At 45.3% G+C, this 19,899-nt stretch carries 11 protein-coding genes and 1 tRNA gene; 9 read left to right on the top strand and 3 right to left on the bottom strand.

Annotated elements, in window-relative coordinates:
• Window positions 1–152: 152 nt before the first annotated feature.
• The gene (gene uvrB, locus AB4209_RS19390; protein ID WP_017062180.1) at window positions 153–2,183 is read right to left on the bottom strand and encodes an excinuclease ABC subunit UvrB; all 2,031 of its coding nucleotides are present in this window, start codon (window positions 2,181–2,183) and stop codon (window positions 153–155) included.
• A gap of 508 nt (window positions 2,184–2,691) precedes the next feature.
• Here uvrB and AB4209_RS19385 point away from each other — a divergent pair.
• Window positions 2,692–2,767: transfer RNA gene (locus AB4209_RS19385), tRNA-Asn, on the top strand.
• 289 nt (window positions 2,768–3,056) lie between these two features.
• Here the strand turns inward: AB4209_RS19385 and melB are convergent.
• A complete protein-coding gene (gene melB, locus AB4209_RS19380; RefSeq protein ID WP_102394332.1) occupies window positions 3,057–4,430 on the bottom strand; it encodes a melibiose:sodium transporter MelB in 1,374 nt (457 codons plus the stop codon).
• Between the two features lie 475 nt (window positions 4,431–4,905).
• On the bottom strand, window positions 4,906–7,023 hold the full coding sequence (locus AB4209_RS19375; RefSeq protein ID WP_102321133.1) for an alpha-galactosidase: 2,118 nt from the start codon (window positions 7,021–7,023) through the stop codon (window positions 4,906–4,908).
• Window positions 7,024–7,854: 831 nt separating this feature from the next.
• Here AB4209_RS19375 and AB4209_RS19370 point away from each other — a divergent pair.
• The 8 genes from AB4209_RS19370 to rsxD all read left to right on the top strand — a co-directional run bounded on the left by AB4209_RS19370 (window position 7,855) and on the right by rsxD (window position 19,893).
• Window positions 7,855–9,099, top strand: coding sequence for a carbohydrate porin (locus AB4209_RS19370; protein WP_136973539.1), 1,245 nt, complete (start codon window positions 7,855–7,857; stop codon window positions 9,097–9,099).
• Between the two features lie 107 nt (window positions 9,100–9,206).
• Entirely contained in the window at window positions 9,207–10,109 is a 903-nt protein-coding gene (locus tag AB4209_RS19365; RefSeq protein WP_372056967.1) for a MalM family protein, read from the top strand.
• Between the two features lie 121 nt (window positions 10,110–10,230).
• Window positions 10,231–13,332, top strand: coding sequence for a beta-galactosidase (locus AB4209_RS19360; RefSeq protein ID WP_372056965.1), 3,102 nt, complete (start codon window positions 10,231–10,233; stop codon window positions 13,330–13,332).
• Window positions 13,333–13,631: 299 nt separating this feature from the next.
• The gene (locus AB4209_RS19355) at window positions 13,632–14,636 is read left to right on the top strand and encodes a substrate-binding domain-containing protein (protein WP_136973536.1); all 1,005 of its coding nucleotides are present in this window, start codon (window positions 13,632–13,634) and stop codon (window positions 14,634–14,636) included.
• Between the two features lie 269 nt (window positions 14,637–14,905).
• Window positions 14,906–15,484 (top strand): electron transport complex subunit RsxA, encoded by a 579-nt coding sequence (rsxA, locus tag AB4209_RS19350; protein WP_004734039.1) that lies wholly within the window; start codon window positions 14,906–14,908, stop codon window positions 15,482–15,484.
• A gap of 2 nt (window positions 15,485–15,486) precedes the next feature.
• Window positions 15,487–16,080: an electron transport complex subunit RsxB gene (gene rsxB, locus AB4209_RS19345; RefSeq protein ID WP_004734040.1), complete on the top strand. Its 594-nt coding sequence runs from the start codon at window positions 15,487–15,489 to the stop codon at window positions 16,078–16,080.
• Between the two features lie 7 nt (window positions 16,081–16,087).
• On the top strand, window positions 16,088–18,847 hold the full coding sequence (rsxC, locus tag AB4209_RS19340) for an electron transport complex subunit RsxC (RefSeq protein ID WP_372056963.1): 2,760 nt from the start codon (window positions 16,088–16,090) through the stop codon (window positions 18,845–18,847).
• On the top strand, window positions 18,847–19,893 hold the full coding sequence (gene rsxD / locus AB4209_RS19335) for an electron transport complex subunit RsxD (protein WP_017063459.1): 1,047 nt from the start codon (window positions 18,847–18,849) through the stop codon (window positions 19,891–19,893). Before rsxC ends, rsxD begins: the two co-directional genes overlap by 1 nt.
• The last annotated feature ends 6 nt before the right edge of the window (window positions 19,894–19,899 follow it).

The following is a 19,899-nucleotide window of genomic DNA, read 5'->3' as shown; positions in this document are numbered from 1 at the left end:
TGACCTTCGGGTCACCTAGCCAACTGACGTTGTTAGTGGACCGATTGTTCACAAACGTAAGCCAGTAGAACATTTACTACTGGCTGTTTTTTTGCCTGAAACACTCTCAATTCTTGTATTGAGGGGAACAATTCTTCGAATGAAAAGTGAGATTAGCTGTTGGTAATAAACTGCTTTCTTAGCTGCTCAATTTCATCACGCTTCTGTGCTGCCAATTCAAATTCCAGATTCTGAGCATGCTGATACATCGCAGCTTCTAGCTTACTGATCTCTTTATCAAGCTGTTGCGGCGTAAGTACGGCATAACTTTCAGAAGGCTCAGCCACCTTAGATAAAGGAACTTGCTTCGATTGGCGCTGCTGCTTCGACTTGGTTAGATCACCCAGTTCCATAATGTCTTTAATATTGCGTTTCAACGCTTGCGGCGTGATACCTTGCTCTTCGTTGTAGGCTTGCTGTTTCTCGCGACGACGATCGGTTTCATCAATCGCTTTTCTCATCGACTTAGTAATCGAATCACCATAAAGGATCGCTCTACCTTCCAAGTTACGCGCAGCACGACCAATGGTTTGAATCAGAGAACGCTCAGAACGCAAGAAGCCCTCTTTATCTGCATCAAGAATCGCCACCAGCGACACTTCAGGCATATCCAAACCTTCACGAAGTAAGTTAATGCCCACTAACACATCGAACTCGCCCAAACGTAGGTCTCGGATGATCTCTACACGCTCAACGGTATCGATATCCGAGTGCAAGTAACGCACTTTAACGCCGTGCTCACTTAGGTATTCGGTTAAGTCTTCTGCCATTCTCTTGGTCAACGTGGTAACCAAAACACGCTCTTCTTTCACTGAACGGATTCTGATTTCAGACAGCAAGTCATCCACCTGCGTCGCGACAGGTCTTACTTCGATGATTGGGTCTAACAGACCAGTAGGACGTACCACTTGATCAGCAATCTCGCCATCTGATTTTTCAATCTCGTAATTACCTGGTGTTGCCGACACAAAAATCGTTTGTGGGGCTATAGACTCAAATTCTTCAAACTTCATTGGACGGTTATCCAATGCAGAAGGCAGTCTAAAACCAAACTCGACCAAGGTTTCTTTACGAGAACGGTCACCTTTATACATCGCACCAATTTGCGGCACAGTCACGTGTGACTCATCGATGATCAGCAAACCATCATCAGGCAGGTAGTCAAATAACGTTGGCGGCGCTTCCCCTTCCGCACGGCCGCTCAAGTATCGTGAATAGTTTTCGATACCGGAACAGAAGCCAAGCTCAGTCATCATCTCAATATCAAACTGAGTTCTTTGAGAGATACGCTGCTCTTCCAAAAGCTTATTGTTGTCTTTTAAGTATTGAGCACGATCGCGCAGTTCGTCCTTGATGTTCTCAATCGCCTCAAGGATTTTTTCTCTTGGCGTTACATAGTGAGTTTTTGGATAAACCGTAAAGCGCGGCAAGTCTCTTTGTTTCACCGCACCAGTCAGAGGATCAAAAATACTAATGCAGTCCACTTCGTCATCGAACATCTCAATTCGAACCGCATCTTGGTCAGATTCAGCCGGAAAGATATCAATCACCTCACCACGAACACGGAACTGACCACGTTCAAAGGCGACATCGTTTCTTGAATATTGCAGCTCAGCCAATCGACGCAGGATGTCTCGCTGATCCATCACCTCGCCACGACTCAAATGAAGCATCATCTTCAAATAAGACTTAGGATCACCCAGACCGTAGATAGCCGACACAGAAGCCACAATGATGGCGTCTTTTCGTTCTAATAAGGCTTTGGTTGCCGAAAGCCTCATTTGTTCGATATGAGCGTTCACAGACGCATCTTTCTCGATGAACGTGTCCGTGGTTGGAACGTAGGCTTCAGGTTGGTAGTAATCGTAGTAAGAAACGAAATACTCAACGGCATTGTTTGGAAAGAAAGATTTCATCTCACCGTAAAGTTGAGCCGCCAATGTCTTGTTAGGCGCTAACAGAATCGCAGGTCTTTGAGATTGGGAAATGACGTTGGCAAGGGTAAAGGTTTTACCTGAGCCCGTTACCCCTAGTAGAGTTTGATGTGCCAAACCAGAATCTAATCCGTCTAGTAATTTGGTTATCGCTGTCGGCTGATCACCGGACGGGCTGTAGTCCGATACCAAGTCAAAGAGTTTACTCATAGGTCGCCATTTCCATACTGTTTTTTTAATCAGGTCATTGTCACTCTAGGAGGAGTGTCGTTGCAACAATTATCTAGAGAAATGCATCTTAAGATCAGAGATCAGTTATAGCTTTTATTTTTAGAACTTGGTATTATCCGTGCCCTGCAAAGTTTCCCCAGCTAAATTACTCGAATTTTAATCCACTACTTTTCCCCAAAAAACCTAAAAATACCGCTTGTTTTACTGTTCGTTTTATAATCTACAAAAGTTATACAATTGCGACATTTTGCTATAAATCTTTTAAATACATTACGTTAGATAAGGTTTTTACATTTTTCGATTTATCCCGATTATTGTTGTTAAAGTTTCACACACACACTTATCCACAATTTTGGTGGATAACTAAAGCAAAGCTAAATCCTATAAGGCGTTCAAGAAAGTAAAGTTTTTTATCTTACTTTTTTCTGATATTTTTTATTGACAGAAATCCGGACAATTATTAGAATTCGCGTCGCTAACAAGCAATTCCCCTTTAGTTCAGTTGGTAGAACGGCGGACTGTTAATCCGTATGTCGCAAGTTCAAGTCTTGCAAGGGGAGCCAAATTCAGAAAAAAGCTCAATCGAAAGATTGGGCTTTTTTCGTATATAACTGCGACTAACTTGTTCCAAGTTAATGTCACAAACCTAGCCGCCCGCGTTCAAGTCTCGACAAGGGGGCCAAATTTAAAGAAGCCGCATCACTCGATGCGGCTTTTTGCGTTTTAGTCGAAACAAAAGCCCTACAGGCACAGCTTTGATTAACTCACATCCATAAAAAAACGCCTCACAAGGAGGCGTTTGGGCTTAGTGACTAAACTGAGCTTTATTCTAGATTAGACGTCGTTTAGCGGTTATGCTTCTGCTGTAACAACATTTGTCTGAGTCTCTTTACCGGCTTGGTCTTGATCAAATCCTTCATGCAGGTGGTAGTAGCGCTTATAAACAAGAGCACTTACCGTCATTAGAATCGCTGGTAAACCTACCATCATAAACTGCAGTCCCATGATAGTGCTGTCAGACTGTTCCACGTTTGGTACATAACCCACCACAGACAAGCCCATACCAACAATAAAACCACCAGCCGCGCCTGCAAACTTAACAAGCATCGTTTGAACAGAGAAGATAACACTCTCACTGCGACGACCCGTTTTGTGTTCACCGTAATCAACAACATCGGCAAGCATTACAGTTTGCAGTGCGTTAGCGATACCCACACCAAACTTGATAGCAGCACCTGCGATACCGATTAGAATCGCGTTACCTGGAGCGATAAAGCCCATGATAAGTAGAGTGGTACAAGACAGCACTGGGAAGCCACAAGCGATAACCCATAGGTGTTTGCGTGGTAACACTGATGCAATACGAGGGAACAAGAATACGCCTGCAACTTCAGCGATACCTGCCACCATCATATAAACGGGGAACAAGTCAGCGTTGCCTAAAGCGTAAGAGAAGTAGTAAATCGCAAAACCACCCACCAACAAGTTTGCTATTTGGAACGACAATACGGTACCAATAAGTGCTTTTAGTTGGTCATTCTTACCAATGATAACCATTACATCTTTAAAGCTGAAACGCTCAGCTGGTTTCGCATTTGCTGGTGCCGATTTTTCTTTTACGTTGCGAGCAATCAAGAATGCACTCATCACGAACAGCACAGCAATCAACATAGCAACGTTGAAGAAACCTTGTCCTTGGTCGCCGTCACCCAGTTTACCGACAATATGTAGCCCGTAAGTACCCGTAATAAACCACGCCAAGCTAGCAAATAATCGTGGCCAAACAACCAGCTTTTCACGTTCTTGACGAGAGCTCGATAGTGCAGGAATCAAAGACCAATATGGAATGTCCATAATAGTGTACGTAAGGCCCCACAGAATATAAGCAGCCGCTGCATAAATGTATAACGTAGTGCCTTCAAACATATGCGTACTAAAAAGACCAACAAGCACTACAGCATTTAACAGGGTTCCAATCACTATCCAAGGACGGAATTTACCAAACTTAGAGCGTGTGTTATCAACGATAACGCCCATCATTGGGTCGGTCACCGCGTCGACAATGCGCGCGGCCAAAAAGATAGTACCCACAAATGCCGCTGACAGCCCAGCAACATCGGTGAAGTAAAACATTAAGAAGATGTAGATTGGAGCACAGGCAAAGTCTTTACCTAAAGCCCCAAGTCCATACGATAATTTGGTTTGTAGAGTAATTTGATCAGACATAGTATTTCCTTCAGGCGCGTAACTTCATCTCCTAACAGACGTTGAAACGCTTACCTTTTATTTATAATAATTTATCCACTCAAGTTCTGTTTTAGAGCCACTCTGTGGTCGCTTCTTAAAACACTCAAGTATCAAGTCCGATGCTAATGTAACCATTCCAACGAACAGATACTGTGATCAACAACCACCCTATGGAAACGTTTTCAGTCAAATGTCCAAAGTGAGAGATCGAACAATAAAACCCTCGAATTGATAGAGAATATCGCTAATTAAAGTGCTCAAAACAGTTCATTGTGTGAAGTAACGCATGAGAACGATTACATAAGTACAGTATCACGCTGGGAATACCTACAGTTCTCCAATCTATACGGGCACATCAAATTGATTTGATAGTTCATGACGGATTATTAAAGGCAATAAAAAACCGCGTAATTTCACCTACGCGGTTCATCAAATATAAAGCCTATGCTAAAACTTACTCGATACGTTCAAACTTAATCAGCATCGCTGTTTCTGCGTCAAGTATTGGCATCGTCAGCCCCACCTCGGCACACCAAGCACCTGATAATTCACAGCAAGACTCTGTCCATGGCGGTTGATAATTCACAATATCATCGTAATTTGACGGTTTATCAATCACAGATACCTTGTATAAACTTTGTGGATCTAGCCCAGGTATACGCAAATGACCACTCAATGAATTGGTTGGCATCGCAAGCTGTGCAATCATCACCACAGCTTCTGACACATCTTCGGAGACGACCGCATGGATTTGATGGGCACTATCGTCCGTTGGAACTCGCCAAGTTCTCCCGCTATGCAGTAACGGGCGCAGCATCTTATGTAGCTTGATGTAGTGTTCAAAGCCCTGCTTCTCTTCTTGCACTTCTTTCACAGGATCTAATTCAATCCCCATATGACCAAACAGTGCTGTTAGACCACGAAACTCAATACTATGACGACGACGAGTGCTGTGGCAGTGGCTCGCACCAATATGGCTTCCCATTACCTCAGGGGGGAAGAAGTAACTCATCCCACGCTGAATCGTTTGTCTTTCCAGCGCGTCATTGTTATCAGACGCCCAAAAACGTTGCGTACGCTTAAGAACCTCAAAATCGATACGACCACCACCAGCCGCACACGATTCAATATCAACCATTGGGTGCTTCTCTCGGACTTTATCGACCAACTCATAATAACGAGCGGTTTGTTGATGAGCCGCTGCCCTGCCTAGATGCGCAGGTTGTACAACTTCTCGGTTCATATCCCACTTAATGTAAGCAATGTTGTACTGACTTAAGAAGTGGTCAAGACGCTCAAACAAAAAGTCGAATGCTTGTTGATTCTGAAGATCGATAACATATTGATTACGACCCGTTGGTTGGTCATAGCCGTCAACCGCAAGCAACCAGTCTGGATGGGCTCGGTATAAGTCAGAATCCTTATTGATCATCTCAGGTTCGAACCACAATCCAAACTCCATACCCAACTGATTAACGTGCTCAACTATCGGATCTAAACCATTTGGGTATTTTTCTTCATCTAAGAACCAATCCCCTAGCGCAGCCTTGTCTCCGCAGCGCCCTTTGAACCAGCCATCGTCAATGATAAAACGCTCTACTCCCATATCCGCGGCTTGGCTAGCCATCGACATAATATAATCAGGATCATGGTCAAAATAGATGCCTTCCCAAGTATTAAGATGGATAGGTCGAGGCTTTTGTGCGAAAGACTCCGGCAAGATGGAACAACGCACATGGGAGTGGAACTGATGGCTCATTCCATTTAAGCCTTCCGAACTGAAACTGGCATATAACCAAGGTGTCGTTAAGCTTTCACCTTCATCCAATGTAATCTCACCCGGTAGATAAATAACTTCCGCTTGCACGTAGCGACGACCGTCTGCTTTTACATCCGCGCGCAGTCTGTGGTTACCACTCCAAGCGAAGTGAATCCCCCACACATCACCTGCCATTTCATTAAAGTTAGCGGTACCGACAACCATCGCTGGATAATGTTCATGAGACGTTCTTCCGCGACGATTTTCTTGCTGATAGCCCCCTTGCTGTAAGGGTTGACGCACCGTTTGGAACTCATGTACCCAGCGGCCGTAGTACGTCATCAACTCATTAGCTCTTGCTGGTAATGGCAAAGTATTGGCGAGACGGTTCACCTGATAAAGGCCGGCTTTAACGTTGGTTAAGGTGTGACGAGATTTCACAACATCATGTTTATCGAGGCATAACTCGGTTGTTAAACGTAAGCCTGCACGTATATCTTCACTCTCAATGATTAGGCTAGATGGTGTTTGTTGAACATCCGTAATAGAGAAAACAGGCGCCCAGTCCAATCCGTCTCGGTGCCCTTCTAATGCCGGACTGCTGAAAACACCGCGCCCGAGCTCTGGGCTCAGAGACATAGCAACATCATTATCAAGGCGGCCGTATGGAACCGGTCTTTCAAGAGAAACACGGAAGCTAGCTAAATCACCACGAACGGGAGCTCCCCAATGAAGAATTTCGGCAAAATCGCCAAGTTCTACAATCAGTTGCGAGTGTTGACCGGTAATATCAATTAGGGATTTATTCGTCATTTTTTTAACCTTAACGCGTTTAATTACCCAGTATCATAATTATTAAGCCCAGAGTTTCTGTGATCAAACTCGAAATCATGAAAACGTTTCCAGTAAATATTCAAGACTGATAACTTTGGTAAATAGCTCCTAATTCAAAGATTTAGATTGACCACCATTCCATCTCATATTGCCTACCTCTAGGTAGAATTGAACTTTCCACTCTAAATAAAGCAATATAAAACGATAATTAATGGTAATTTAATCTTTTAAATTCAGTATATTAAATCAAAGTTCCCATTAACACATAGGCTAAAATACATTTCCTCTTGAACTGATCACATCACACTCGTATTCTTAGATCTTCGAGTACATCTATGAAGTGTCTCTCTGGGTCCTAACTTTTACATTCCAGCTTGACGGTACAGAACACGATGCTTGTAGCCTTGCTGCTGCATTTGCTTTGATACTTACTTCCTTGTCTCACGAGCCCAGTTATCATTAACTGGGCTGCTTTTCCTCAAAGCCCTCGAACAACCCGACACTCAAAGTACCTCAAACCCGCTTCACCTCAAATTCCAAGACAACCAACAGCATAATCACTCCCTCTAAACCACCACATAGCACTGAGTAAAGAAAACGATTCCACTTTAAAATCACAAAACCTAGCGTAAAAACACCTATACAAGCCCAATAATCAGATCAAAATCACACAAAATAATCACAAACCCATCAATAGCATAAAAATGCCAACTTCATCATGAAAACGTTTCCAGAGTTTATTTACACTCTCGCTCGAGTTAGGACTCAAACATAAAAATATCCATAAATAAAAAATAATGGAGACACTTCATGAAACAAAAAATGCTAGTCAAAGCATTAGGATTCACTCTGTCCCTCGCCCCATTAGTCAGCTTCGCTGCAGTGGAGAACGTAACGTATTTTGGTTATGCAAAATGGGGCAACATCTACACCGATAATGACCAACATAACGACGGCAAAGGAGAACGCAACGACGTTATTCGAGCGGGCCAAGGTTACGGTAACTACCGTTTAGGTAATGAACTAAATTGGTGGGAAGCGGGAGTGAAAGCCGATGTATGGCGTGACAATGACGCCTATTTTGACACCACGATTTATCTAGGCAGTGGAGATAGCTGGGGAGACGTGAGTACGATTCAGCTTTGGTCAGCAGGCCATGGGCTTATCGACGGCCAACCCAACGCAAAAATTTGGGCAGGTGAACGTTTTTACCGTCGCCACGAAGTCCACATGATAGATGTGAAGTACTGGGATACATCCAGCACCGGTCTTGGTATTGAAGATTGGGATCTCGGCTTTGCTGATGCTCACTTAGCTTGGATGGCACCAAACTCTTCAAGTGACGATGGACGCAGCCTTCATAACATCGATGCCCGCTTAAGTGGCATTGAGCTAAGTGAAACAGCAGACCTAACACTCGGCCTAAACTACGTAACCACGCAGAACTCAAGCTACGACGATAAAGACATTACTACTTCTGGCGCAATGCTCTCTGCTCTTTACCGTCAAGCTTGGAACTACGGTTCAAACACCTTGGCCTTCCAATATGGTACCGATGCGTTGGCAGGTGGATTAATGAGTGCTGAAGGTGGATCAAACAGAAAATACAGCACGGGTGTGGAACACGATGGTTCTAGCTGGCGCCTATTTAACCACGGTGACTTGAATATCAGTGAAGATGTTCAAGTGATGTACTCCATCGCTTATCAAGACAAAAACCTAGATAACAACGATGGTGAGAAGTGGTTCAGTGTCGGAGCTCGTCCTCAATATGCTTGGACAGATTACATGTCGACAGCATTAGAGGTGGGTTACGAAACGGTAGAAGCTCAAAACGGCTCGGGCACCAACGATATGTATAAAGTGACCGTGGCTCAAATGTTCCAAGCTGGAAAAGGGGTATGGGCTCGTCCATCTATTCGTATTTTTGCGACGTACTCTGAATCCAACAACGAATGGGACCGTGGTAACGAAGTGTATGGCACGGCGACGAGCATCAATGCAGAGACCGTCGATGAAATTACCTTTGGTTTCAACGTAGAAACTTGGTGGTAAACACAGAAACAAAGCGTCAATTCAACCATTGAGTTGGCGCTTGAAACTGGAATAGCAAATTTAATGGGGAAGCCAATGGTTCCCCCCTTTACAAAGGTAGTAATCAGATGAAATTAAAATCATTGGTAGTCATTGTCGCGGCATTAACTGTAAGCGCATGCAGCGGGATACCAGAACAAGAACTCAATACTGATTTCAATAGCAGTGCATGTTGTTCTCAACTCAGCGCGCTACCTATCACTCAATTATCTATTCCATTCCACCAGCAAGTCATCATGGACGGTGATTTACCGACCCTTTCCTCTTCATTGTTAAATGGCAATACACAAGCGGATAGCCAACGCTTTCCGACCATCGCGTACCAAATCAGTGACACGACAGAATCGCTGTCCTTGCTCATTCGTTCATACATTAAAAATGATGCGCTATTCGCACCGTCTATTTATGTCTTTGACAAACAATGGCGACTGCTTGGTCAATACAGTACTAACGACTTCACTTACTACCCGACAACGATGCAAGGGTTAGAAAGAATTGAAGCATCAATTGCACTCGAACCTCAACGAGACAACGCGCAATTTATTGTGGTCAGCGCCGATAGCACTAAGTTAGATAGCGCCATCAATCGAATTCATCCTGAAGATCTGTATTCAGAATCTCAGCAGGTTATTGGCAATAAGCAACTGCCGTTGACTGCGACGTTGAGCTACGTAGGTGTCATTGATGTTACGGCGAGCAAATCAACAAACAGTGCGGTTTTGACTCTATTGGCTGAGCTTGGTGTTTCATCCGACAATGAACCCGAAACCTTAGGTTCAAAGCAAGTTTCTCAACCATCAAATCAGACAATTGAAACCAATCAAAAGGCGCAATGGCTGAATATCCAAAAAGACATTGACCAAGCCCTAAACAACAATGACATCAAACAAGCTGCATTTATTGCTAATCAAGCGGCCGAACAGGGCATACCCGAAGCAAAAGATTATTTATTAAAACAGCTCGCTGAATAGCTGAATAAGCCAACAGAACAATACGCATAACCAACGATTTGATAACGGTCATCACGGCTTAAAAGACCGATGACTTAATAGAATTATTACCCATATTGAACACTTTAAGAGTAGGAATACCATGAAGGCATTTTCAAACATCATCCAAAGACGCGATTGGGAAAACCCACAGTCTGTGAATATCCACTGCCTTAATGCGCACAGCCCATTATCAAGCTACCGCAACCTTAAGCACGCTCGAGACGGCATTGAGTCACAACGTAAATCTCTTAATGGACAATGGAAGTTCAAATACTTTGATGCACCTGAACAAGTTGACGGTGAATTTATCGAAACAAGTTTCAATGACTCACAATGGGACGAGATTACCGTACCATCGAACTGGCAAATGCAAGGCTACGATAAACCTATCTACGCCAACGTAAAATACCCATTTGAAGTGAACCCACCGTTTGTACCGGCAGAAAACCCAACCGGTTGTTACCGCACTCAAATTACGTTGACTAAAAATGACCTAAAGAACACCCAACGTATTATCTTTGATGGCGTCAATTCCGCTTTTCATCTTTGGTGTAATGGCAATTGGGTTGGTTACAGCCAAGATAGCCGCTTACCTGCCGAGTTCGACTTAACTCAGTATCTAACGGTTGGCGACAATACGCTTTCTGTCATGGTGATACGTTGGTGTGATGGTAGCTATTTAGAAGACCAAGATATGTGGTGGCTAAGCGGTATTTTCCGTGATGTGACCTTACTAGCTAAACCAAAGCAGTGCATTGAAGATGTGTTCGTTACGCCGGACTTAGACGCATGCTATCGCGATGGTTCACTGTCTATTGTCACCAAAATTACGGCACCAGACACTTACCAAGTTCAGGTTCAACTGTTTGACGGTGAAAACGCGGTGACTGAACCGCTTATCGATCGCCCTCATAATCGACGAATTGACGAGCGTGGCACCTACGATGATGTGGTATTCCAAACTCTTCATGTTCGAGATCCGAAGAAATGGAGCGCAGAAGTTCCTAACCTTTACCGAATTGTCGTGTCATTGCTTGATAGGCAAGGTAACCACATAGAAAGTGAAGCTTATCAAGTTGGATTCCGTAAAGTCGAAATGACAGACGGTCAGCTAAAGCTAAACGGCAAACCGCTATTGATTCGCGGCGTCAACCGTCATGAGCATCACCCAGAGTTGGGGCATGTGATGACAGAAGAAGACATGATCCGCGATATCTGTCTAATGAAGCAGTACAACTTCAATGCTGTGCGCACCGCTCACTACCCTAACCACCCACGATGGTACGAGCTGTGTGACGAATACGGTTTATATGTGTGTGATGAAGCGAACATCGAGACCCATGGCATGCAGCCTATGAATCGCTTGTCTGCGGATCCGCAATGGGCACACGCTTATATGAGTCGCTATACGCAAATGGTCATGCGTGATAAGAACCACCCTTCTATCATCATCTGGTCTTTGGGCAACGAGTCAGGGCACGGCAGCAGCCACAATGCGATGTATGCTTGGTCGAAACAGTACGATCCTTCTCGCCCGGTACAGTATGAAGGCGGTGGTTCAAATACCACAGCGACCGATATCATTGCGCCAATGTACGCACGTGTTAACAGCACTATCGAAGACGATGCCGTTCCAAAATGGTCTATCAAGAAATGGGTTTCTCTGCCTAACGAGCAACGCCCGCTTATTCTTTGTGAATACGCACACGCAATGGGTAACAGTTTGGGTAGCTTTAATGATTACTGGGATGCATTCCGAGAATATCCTCGCCTACAAGGCGGTTTCATCTGGGATTGGGTTGACCAAGGACTAAGCCAATGGGATGAAAACAGTGAACACTTCTGGGCCTACGGTGGAGACTTTGGCGATGTCATCAACGACCGTCAGTTCTGCATCAACGGTTTGATCTTCCCAGATCGCAGCGTACACCCGACCTTGGAAGAGGCGAAATACTGCCAGAGAATGATCAATGTGACGTTAGCAGAGCAAACTGAAGATCAATGCCGCCTAACGGTAACCAATGAAAACCTGTTCCGAGCGACTGACAATGAAATCTTACGCTGGCAATTGCTCGAAAATGGCATCGTGATTCAATCAGGGCAACAAGTCTTATCCGTTGCTGAAGATAGTAAACAAGAGCTGGTAATTGACCTCGCTTTCACACCAAAAGCACAAGCCGAATATCATCTCAACACCGATATTACTCTGACTCATTCAACCAAGTGGGCAGAAGAAGGCCATGTTTGTGCGACGGAGCAATTTGCTTTACGTAACCATGCTGGCTTGCAACTCCCGATCACGGCAAATGCTTTGGCTCCCCAGTTACATCAGCAAGACAATAAAGTGGTCGTGTCTAGCCTAGATGAAACACATCAATGGCAATGGGATACAGAGAGTGGATTGTTGACCCACTGGATCGTTGATGGGCAACCGCAAGTTATCAAGGCACCTGTCGATAACTTCTATCGCGCGCCACTTGATAACGACATTGGTATCAGTGAGATAGACAACATCGACCCAAATGCATGGACTTGTCGCTGGGAACTTGCAGGCATTGGTCAATGGGAGCGTCAGTGTACAAGTTGTGTCATGCAAGCGCTCGCAGACTCAGTACAAGTGGCGTCAGTATTCGCCTACCAATTTAATGGCCAAATCCAAGCGATTACCAAATGGCAATACACCTTAAATAACCTAGGCGAAATGAATATCGCGGTTGATGTCAACTTAGCCGATCACTTACCACCGATGCCACGCATTGGTCTTGAGATGGAGCTACCTTTACCACTCGAAACTGCCAATGAAACTCCAGTATCGTGGCTGGGATTAGGTCCTTTTGAAAACTATCCAGACCGTTTGGCTGCTGCTCGATTCGGTTTACACAAACAGACACTGGATCAGATGCATACGCCGTATATATTCCCAACCGATAGCGGGTTACGTTGCGGAACCAAAAACTTGAATGTAGGAAATATCGGGATCGAAGGCGATTTTTCATTCAGTGTGAGTCAGTACAGCCAGCAACAATTAACGGATGCTAAGCATACCAATGACCTGACTCGTGAAGAGAAAATCTATGTACGCGTAGATCACCAACATATGGGTGTTGGTGGTGATGATTCTTGGAGTCCAAGTGTTCACCAAGAGTTTCAACTCACCGACAATCAATATCGTTATCAGGTTACGCTAACAAGCGCATCGTAAGTAGATTCGGACCAAGCGGCTTGCTCTAAGCCACTTGGTTCCCCTATTACTTTGGGTTACCTGTGATTACCTTACTTCACGCGACAACAGCTCACACGACAGCAGTCCACACGCCAATGTGACTCAAAAGCCGAGCTCAAATCTAGAGCTTGGCTTATTATTTTCAAACTAGTCAGCCAATCAAAAATAAACCATCAAACCTCGTCATATTTGATGTTTAATATTTGAATTGCCTAACTATCCGTTGTTAAATGTCCAACCACCAGCACACAGCATTATATTCAGAATAAGAGAGCGGAATGGCTACCATTAAAGATGTTGCGAAGGAAGCAGGCGTATCAATCGCGACCACCTCTCGAGTAATCAACAATGCACCTCACACCAGTGAAACCGCAATTGCGGCGGTAAAAGCCGCTATGGAAAAACTCGGCTATCGCCCAAATGCCAACGCCCGTGCATTGGTCAGCAAATCTTCAAACGCGATTGGTGTACTGGTTAATGATGTTTCTGCCCCGTTCTTCGGCTCGATGATCAAAGCCATTGATACCGTGGCAAGTGAGCAAGAAAAGCAGCTACTGATTGGCAGCGGCTACCATGACGCGACCAAAGAGCGTAATGCGATTAACTTGCTGATCAACAGCCGCTGCGAATCACTCGTGGTTCATAGCAAAGGCATTAGCGACGAAGAATTGGTTAAGCTAGCCAATGAAGTGCCCGGCTTAGTTCTCATCAACCGAATTGTTCCCGATATCGAACACCGCTGTATTGCTCTCGACAACCGCCGCGGCTCTTACATCGCGACTGAGTATTTGATTAAAAACGGCCACAAGCACATTGGCTACATCTGCTCGAGTCACGATATTGAAGATGCTCACGACCGCTTAGGTGGCTATTTGGATGCATTGAAAGATCACGGTATTGAATCGAACGATGAGTACATCGAATATGGTGAACCTGACGAGCTAGGCGGTGAGCAAGCCATGGTTAACTTAATGGCAAAAAACACAGATATCACAGCCATTGCAACGTATAACGACTACATGGCAGCAGGCTGTTTGGCGTTATTACAAGAAAATGGCGTTCGTATTCCAGAAGATATATCAGTTATTGGGTTTGATGACGGCCACATTGCTCGCTTCATCTACCCTCGATTGACCACCATTCGTTACCCAATTCAAGTCATGGCTAATCAAGCGGTTAAGCTCTCTCTGCAACTCGCAAGTGACGAGCCAAAAGAACACACGGAACATAAGCTATTTATGCCAATTTTGGTGCGCAGAGCCTCTGTTCGAAACATTAATTGAGAAAGCTCAGGTTCATAAAGACTAAGTCATTTCGTTCCTCGACACTTTTTACAACAAAGAAAATAGGATTGATTCGATGAGTTATCATTGAGTTAATCTTATTTTTCATTCCCCGCAAATACCCACCTATACTTAACCTGATCCATCTTAATCAAACGGTTACCCGTTGATTTTTTCACCAAGTGTCTAAATCCCTAGTGATCCTTGGTTGTTATTAGGTGAGCAAAGCAGGATAATATCGGGATCGGAATCTCAAGAATTAATCCATTATGACCGAATACCTTTTGTTGTTGGTTGGCACAGTGCTGGTCAATAACTTTGTGCTAGTGAAGTTTTTAGGACTATGTCCATTTATGGGAGTCTCCAAGAAACTGGAGACTGCGATTGGCATGGGCCTCGCGACGACTTTCGTTCTAACGTTAGCGTCGGTCTCTGCATACCTAGTAGAAACCTACATCCTTACCCCTCTGGGTATTGAATACCTGCGTACCATGAGTTTCATCTTGGTTATCGCGGTGGTTGTTCAATTTACGGAAATGGTCGTTCACAAAACCAGCCCGACTCTTTATCGCCTGCTGGGTATCTTTCTGCCTCTTATCACCACCAACTGTGCGGTATTAGGTGTGGCACTTCTGAACATCAATGAAAACCACAACTTCATTCAGTCGATCATCTATGGTTTCGGCGCAGCGGTGGGTTTCTCTCTTGTATTGATCTTATTTGCTGCAATGCGTGAACGTATTGCGGTTGCTGATGTTCCAATGCCATTCAAAGGCGCATCGATTGCGATGATCACAGCAGGCCTAATGTCTCTGGCATTCATGGGCTTTACTGGGTTGGTGAAATAAACATGAGTACCATTTTAATTGCGATCATTGCGCTAGCCGTTTTAGCCGCTGTTTTTGGCGCTATTTTGGGCTTTGCTTCTATCCGTTTTAAAGTTGAAGCTGATCCTATCGTCGATCAAATCGACACCATTTTACCGCAAACTCAATGTGGCCAGTGTGGCTACCCTGGCTGTCGCCCATACGCAGAGGCGATCGCTAACGGAGACAAGATCAACAAATGTCCTCCGGGCGGCCAAGCAACCATTGAGAAGCTAGCAGATTTAATGGGCGTAGAAGTTGAAGACTCCGCTCATGACTTAGATAACAAAGTAAAAACCGTTGCCTTCATTCACGAAGATATGTGTATCGGCTGTACCAAGTGTATTCAAGCCTGCCCTGTTGACGCCATTGTTGGTGGCACCAAGGCACTGCACACAGTAATTAAAGATGAATGTACAGGTTGTGATCTATGTGTCGCACCGTGCCCTACTGACTGTATTGAAATGATTCCAGTGGCAACAACGACTGAAAATTGGAAATGGCAGATGAACATCATCCCTGTTACTGATATCACTAACCAAGCGACTGATGCGACTGCGTCAGAGCCTAAAGCATAGGGTTAGTATGATCTCTTTAATTGAACAAATTCGCACGGGCTCTATTTGGGATTTCCCGGGCGGCGTGCATCCTGCTGAAAACAAAAAACAGTCAAATACTACCGATATCACCCATGCAAGGCTTCCTGAAGAAATCGTTCTTCCAGTGAAACAGCACATCGGTAAGCCGGGGAACCTATTGGTTGCTGCTGGCGACACTGTGTTAAAAGGTCAGCAACTTACGGCCTTAGACACAGGTTTTACTTTGCCAGTACACGCACCAACATCGGGTGTGATTACCGCTATCGAACCGCGAACTACCGCTCACCCTTCAGGCTTGAGCGAAATATGCGTGGTTATTAAACCTGATGGCCTAGACACTTGGATTGAAAAAAATCCAGTTGAAGATTTTTCGACAAAGACTTCTGACGAACTGCTTGATGTGATTCGCCAAGCTGGTATTTCAGGCATGGGCGGCGCAGGTTTCCCTACGGCTAAGAAGCTTCAATCAGGCTTAGGTCGTACCGACATTTTGATCGTCAACGCTGCGGAATGTGAACCTTACATCACCTCTGATGACAAGTTGCTTCAAGAACATGCCGACGAAGTATTAAAAGGCATCGAAGTGGTTGAACACATTCTTCAACCAAAGCTGACGGTTATCGGCATTGAAGACAACAAACCAGATGCGATAAAAGCACTTGAGATTGCAGCGAAAGACAAAGATATCGTCATTCGCGTTATCCCAACCAAATACCCTTCTGGTGGTGAGAAGCAACTTATCAAGATCCTCACCAACAAAGAGGTTCCAGCTGGCGGCATTCCTGCAGACATTGGTGTTTTGGTTCAGAACGTCGGCTCTCTTTACTCGATTAAGCGAGCGGTAATTGACGGCGAACCTGTGGTTAACCGCGTTGTGACATTAACCGGTAAAACCTTTAAGCAACCTCGTAACGTTTGGGCGCTATTAGGCACACCAGTACATGAGTTACTTGAAGAGTTTGGCTACAAAGCAGATAAAAAACTGCCGCGTTTAATTTTGGGCGGCCCGATGATGGGCTTTACCTTGCCGCATGCCAATGTGCCAATCACCAAAACGTCGAACTGTATTTTGGCGCCAACGCGTCGTGAGATCTCACCAAGCACTTACGAGATGGAATGTATCCGTTGCAGCGCATGTGCTGAAGCTTGCCCTGCGTCTCTACTTCCTCAACAACTGCAATGGCACGCCAAAGCCAACGAGTTGGATAAGTGTGAAGAGCTAAATATTAAAGACTGTATTGAATGTGGTGCATGTGCATTTGTCTGCCCAAGCGAAATCCCTCTTGTTCAGTACTATCGCCAAGCAAAAGCTGAAATCAAAACTCGAAAAGATGAAGCCGCTGCTGCAGAACGCGCCAAGATTCGTTTTGAAGAGAAGAACGCTCGTATGGAGCGTGATAAAGCCGAACGTGAAAACCGCTTTAAAAAAGCCGCAGATAACCGCCGTAAAGATATGAAAACATCCGGCGGTGATGATGCTATTGCTGCTGCGATTGCTCGTGTTAAAGCACAAAAAGCCGCTGCGGATCAGGCTCCGAATGAAGAACCAGCAGTGAAACCTGCGGTTGCTGCCGCTATTGCGAAGGCAAAAGCGAAACAAGCTGCAGCTCAAAAAGCGGAAGGCGCTGAACCAGACAACTCTGAAATGTCTAAACTGCGTGAAGAGCGCAAGCGTCAAGCGAGAGAGCGCAAGGCACAACAAGCAGCAGCCGATACTCCTGCAGAAAGCTCAGGCGATACGAAGAAAGACGCCGTTGCTGCTGCGATTGCTCGCGCTAAAGCGAAGAAAGCACAGCAAGCGGAATCTGCTTCGGATGCTCCTGTTGAAAGCTCTGGCGATGCTAAGAAAGATGCTGTCGCTGCGGCCATTGCTCGTGCTAAAGCCAAGAAAGCTCAACAAGCTGAATCTACTTCCGACGCTCCAGCTGAAAGCTCAGGCGATGCCAAGAAAGATGCTGTTACTGCCGCTATCGCTCGTGCTAAAGCCAAAAAAGCACAACAAGCAGGTTCAGCTTCCGAGGCTCCGGCTAAAAGTACTGGTGATGCTAAAAAAGACGCCGTTGCTGCAGCTATCGCTCGCGCTAAAGCGAAAAAAGCACAACAAACAGAGTCAGTTTCTGAAGCTCCAGCTGAAAAATCAGGTGATACTAAGAAAGATGCAGTTGCTGCGGCTATAGCTCGCGCTAAAGCCAAGAAGGCTCAACAAGCAGAATCAGCTTCTGATGCTCCGACTGAAAGTACTGACGATGCCAAGAAAGATGCAGTTGCTGCGGCTATTGCTCGCGCTAAAGCGAAGAAAGCTCAACAAGCGGAATCAGCTGTTCAAACCGAAAGTGAAGCTCCGGCTGAAAGCTCTGGCGACCCTAAGAAAGCCGCTGTTGCTGCAGCCATCGCTCGCGCTAAAGCCAAGAAAGCTCAACAAGCTAAGCAAGACGAAACGGCAGAAACGCCTGAGCCAGTGATTGAAGTTGAAGCTGAAACTCAACAAGAGTCAGTCGATCCTAAGAAAGCTGCAGTTGCCGCCGCGATTGCTCGCGCTAAAGCAAGAAAGGCACAACAAGCGAAACAGGAAGAATCAGCAGAAACGCCTGAATCTGTGGTTGAACCTGCAGTTGAAGTAAAGGCTGAAACTCAATCAGAACCCGTCGATCCTAAAAAAGCAGCCGTTGCTGCCGCTATTGCTCGTGCTAAAGCAAGAAAAGCACAGCAAGAGCTAGATAAAAAGAACAATGAGGAGAAAGAGTAGTGGCCTTCTTTATCGCCAGCTCACCGCACGCGCATAGCCGTAGAAGCACCCCAGATCTAATGAAATGGGTGGCTATTTGTGCATTGCCAGGTCTACTAGCTCAAACCTACTTCTTTGGATGGGGTACCCTCATCCAGTTAGTATTTGCTATTGCACTTGCTGTTACCTTTGAAGCAGCCGTCATGCTATTGAGAAAACGCCCGCCAGTAATGGCACTGCGTGATTACAGTGCTGTTGTAACCGCTTGGCTACTGAGTGTCGCGATTCCCCCACACTCTCCGTGGTGGATCCTCGTCATTGGTATGTTCTTCGCTATTATTATCGCGAAACACTTATACGGCGGCCTAGGGCAGAACCCATTTAACCCTGCGATGGTCGCTTACGTTGTTTTGCTGATTTCATTCCCAGTTCAAATGACCAGTTGGAATGCTCCCGCGAGCCTGACAGCAGAAGCAACAAGCTTTATTGACTCATTCTTGATGATCTTTACTGGCTTCAATAACGAAGGTTTGTCTCTGCAACAAGCACGCCTTGGCATTGATGGCACCACAATGGCGACGCCGCTTGATGCATTCAAAACGGCATTAACGGCAGGCAATACCGCTTCTGAAGCTCTGTCTCAACCTCAATTTAGCTGGTTAGCTGGCGTGGGTTGGGAGTGGGTAAACCTTGCTTACCTAATCGGCGGTTTAGTGCTGATTAAGCAACGTGTTATTCAATGGTATATCCCTGTGGCTTTCATCGGCAGTCTTACTCTGTTTAGCTTAGTGTTCTTAGTGCTCACTCCTGGTGAAACCGCTTCTCCAACCATTCACCTTCTGTCTGGCGCGACTATGCTTGGTGCATTCTTTATTGCAACCGACCCAGTTTCAGCATCCACGACAGTCAAAGGTCGCTTAGTGTTTGGCGCTCTGATCGGCGGTTTAGTCTTTATCATCCGCAGTTGGGGTGGTTTCCCTGATGGCGTGGCGTTTGCTGTATTGTTAGCCAACATGTGTGTTCCACTGATTGACTACTACACCAAACCTCGCACATACGGTCACTAAGGGAGC

This window comes from Vibrio sp. 10N.286.48.C11, assembly GCF_041469805.1.
GTDB lineage: Bacteria > Pseudomonadota > Gammaproteobacteria > Enterobacterales > Vibrionaceae > Vibrio > Vibrio crassostreae_C.
Note: the sequence above shows the minus strand (reverse complement) of the source record. Positions and strands in the feature narration are given on the sequence as shown.

Coding starts and splice junctions, on each gene's coding strand:
- uvrB (WP_017062180.1), bottom strand. CDS start 2,183: ATGAGTAAACTCTTTGACTTGGTATCGGACTACAGCCCGTCCGGTGAT.
- melB (WP_102394332.1), bottom strand. CDS start 4,430: ATGTCTGATCAAATTACTCTACAAACCAAATTATCGTATGGACTTGGG.
- AB4209_RS19375 (WP_102321133.1), bottom strand. CDS start 7,023: ATGACGAATAAATCCCTAATTGATATTACCGGTCAACACTCGCAACTG.
- AB4209_RS19370 (WP_136973539.1), top strand. CDS start 7,855: ATGAAACAAAAAATGCTAGTCAAAGCATTAGGATTCACTCTGTCCCTC.
- AB4209_RS19365 (WP_372056967.1), top strand. CDS start 9,207: ATGAAATTAAAATCATTGGTAGTCATTGTCGCGGCATTAACTGTAAGC.
- AB4209_RS19360 (WP_372056965.1), top strand. CDS start 10,231: ATGAAGGCATTTTCAAACATCATCCAAAGACGCGATTGGGAAAACCCA.
- AB4209_RS19355 (WP_136973536.1), top strand. CDS start 13,632: ATGGCTACCATTAAAGATGTTGCGAAGGAAGCAGGCGTATCAATCGCG.
- rsxA (WP_004734039.1), top strand. CDS start 14,906: ATGACCGAATACCTTTTGTTGTTGGTTGGCACAGTGCTGGTCAATAAC.
- rsxB (WP_004734040.1), top strand. CDS start 15,487: ATGAGTACCATTTTAATTGCGATCATTGCGCTAGCCGTTTTAGCCGCT.
- rsxC (WP_372056963.1), top strand. CDS start 16,088: ATGATCTCTTTAATTGAACAAATTCGCACGGGCTCTATTTGGGATTTC.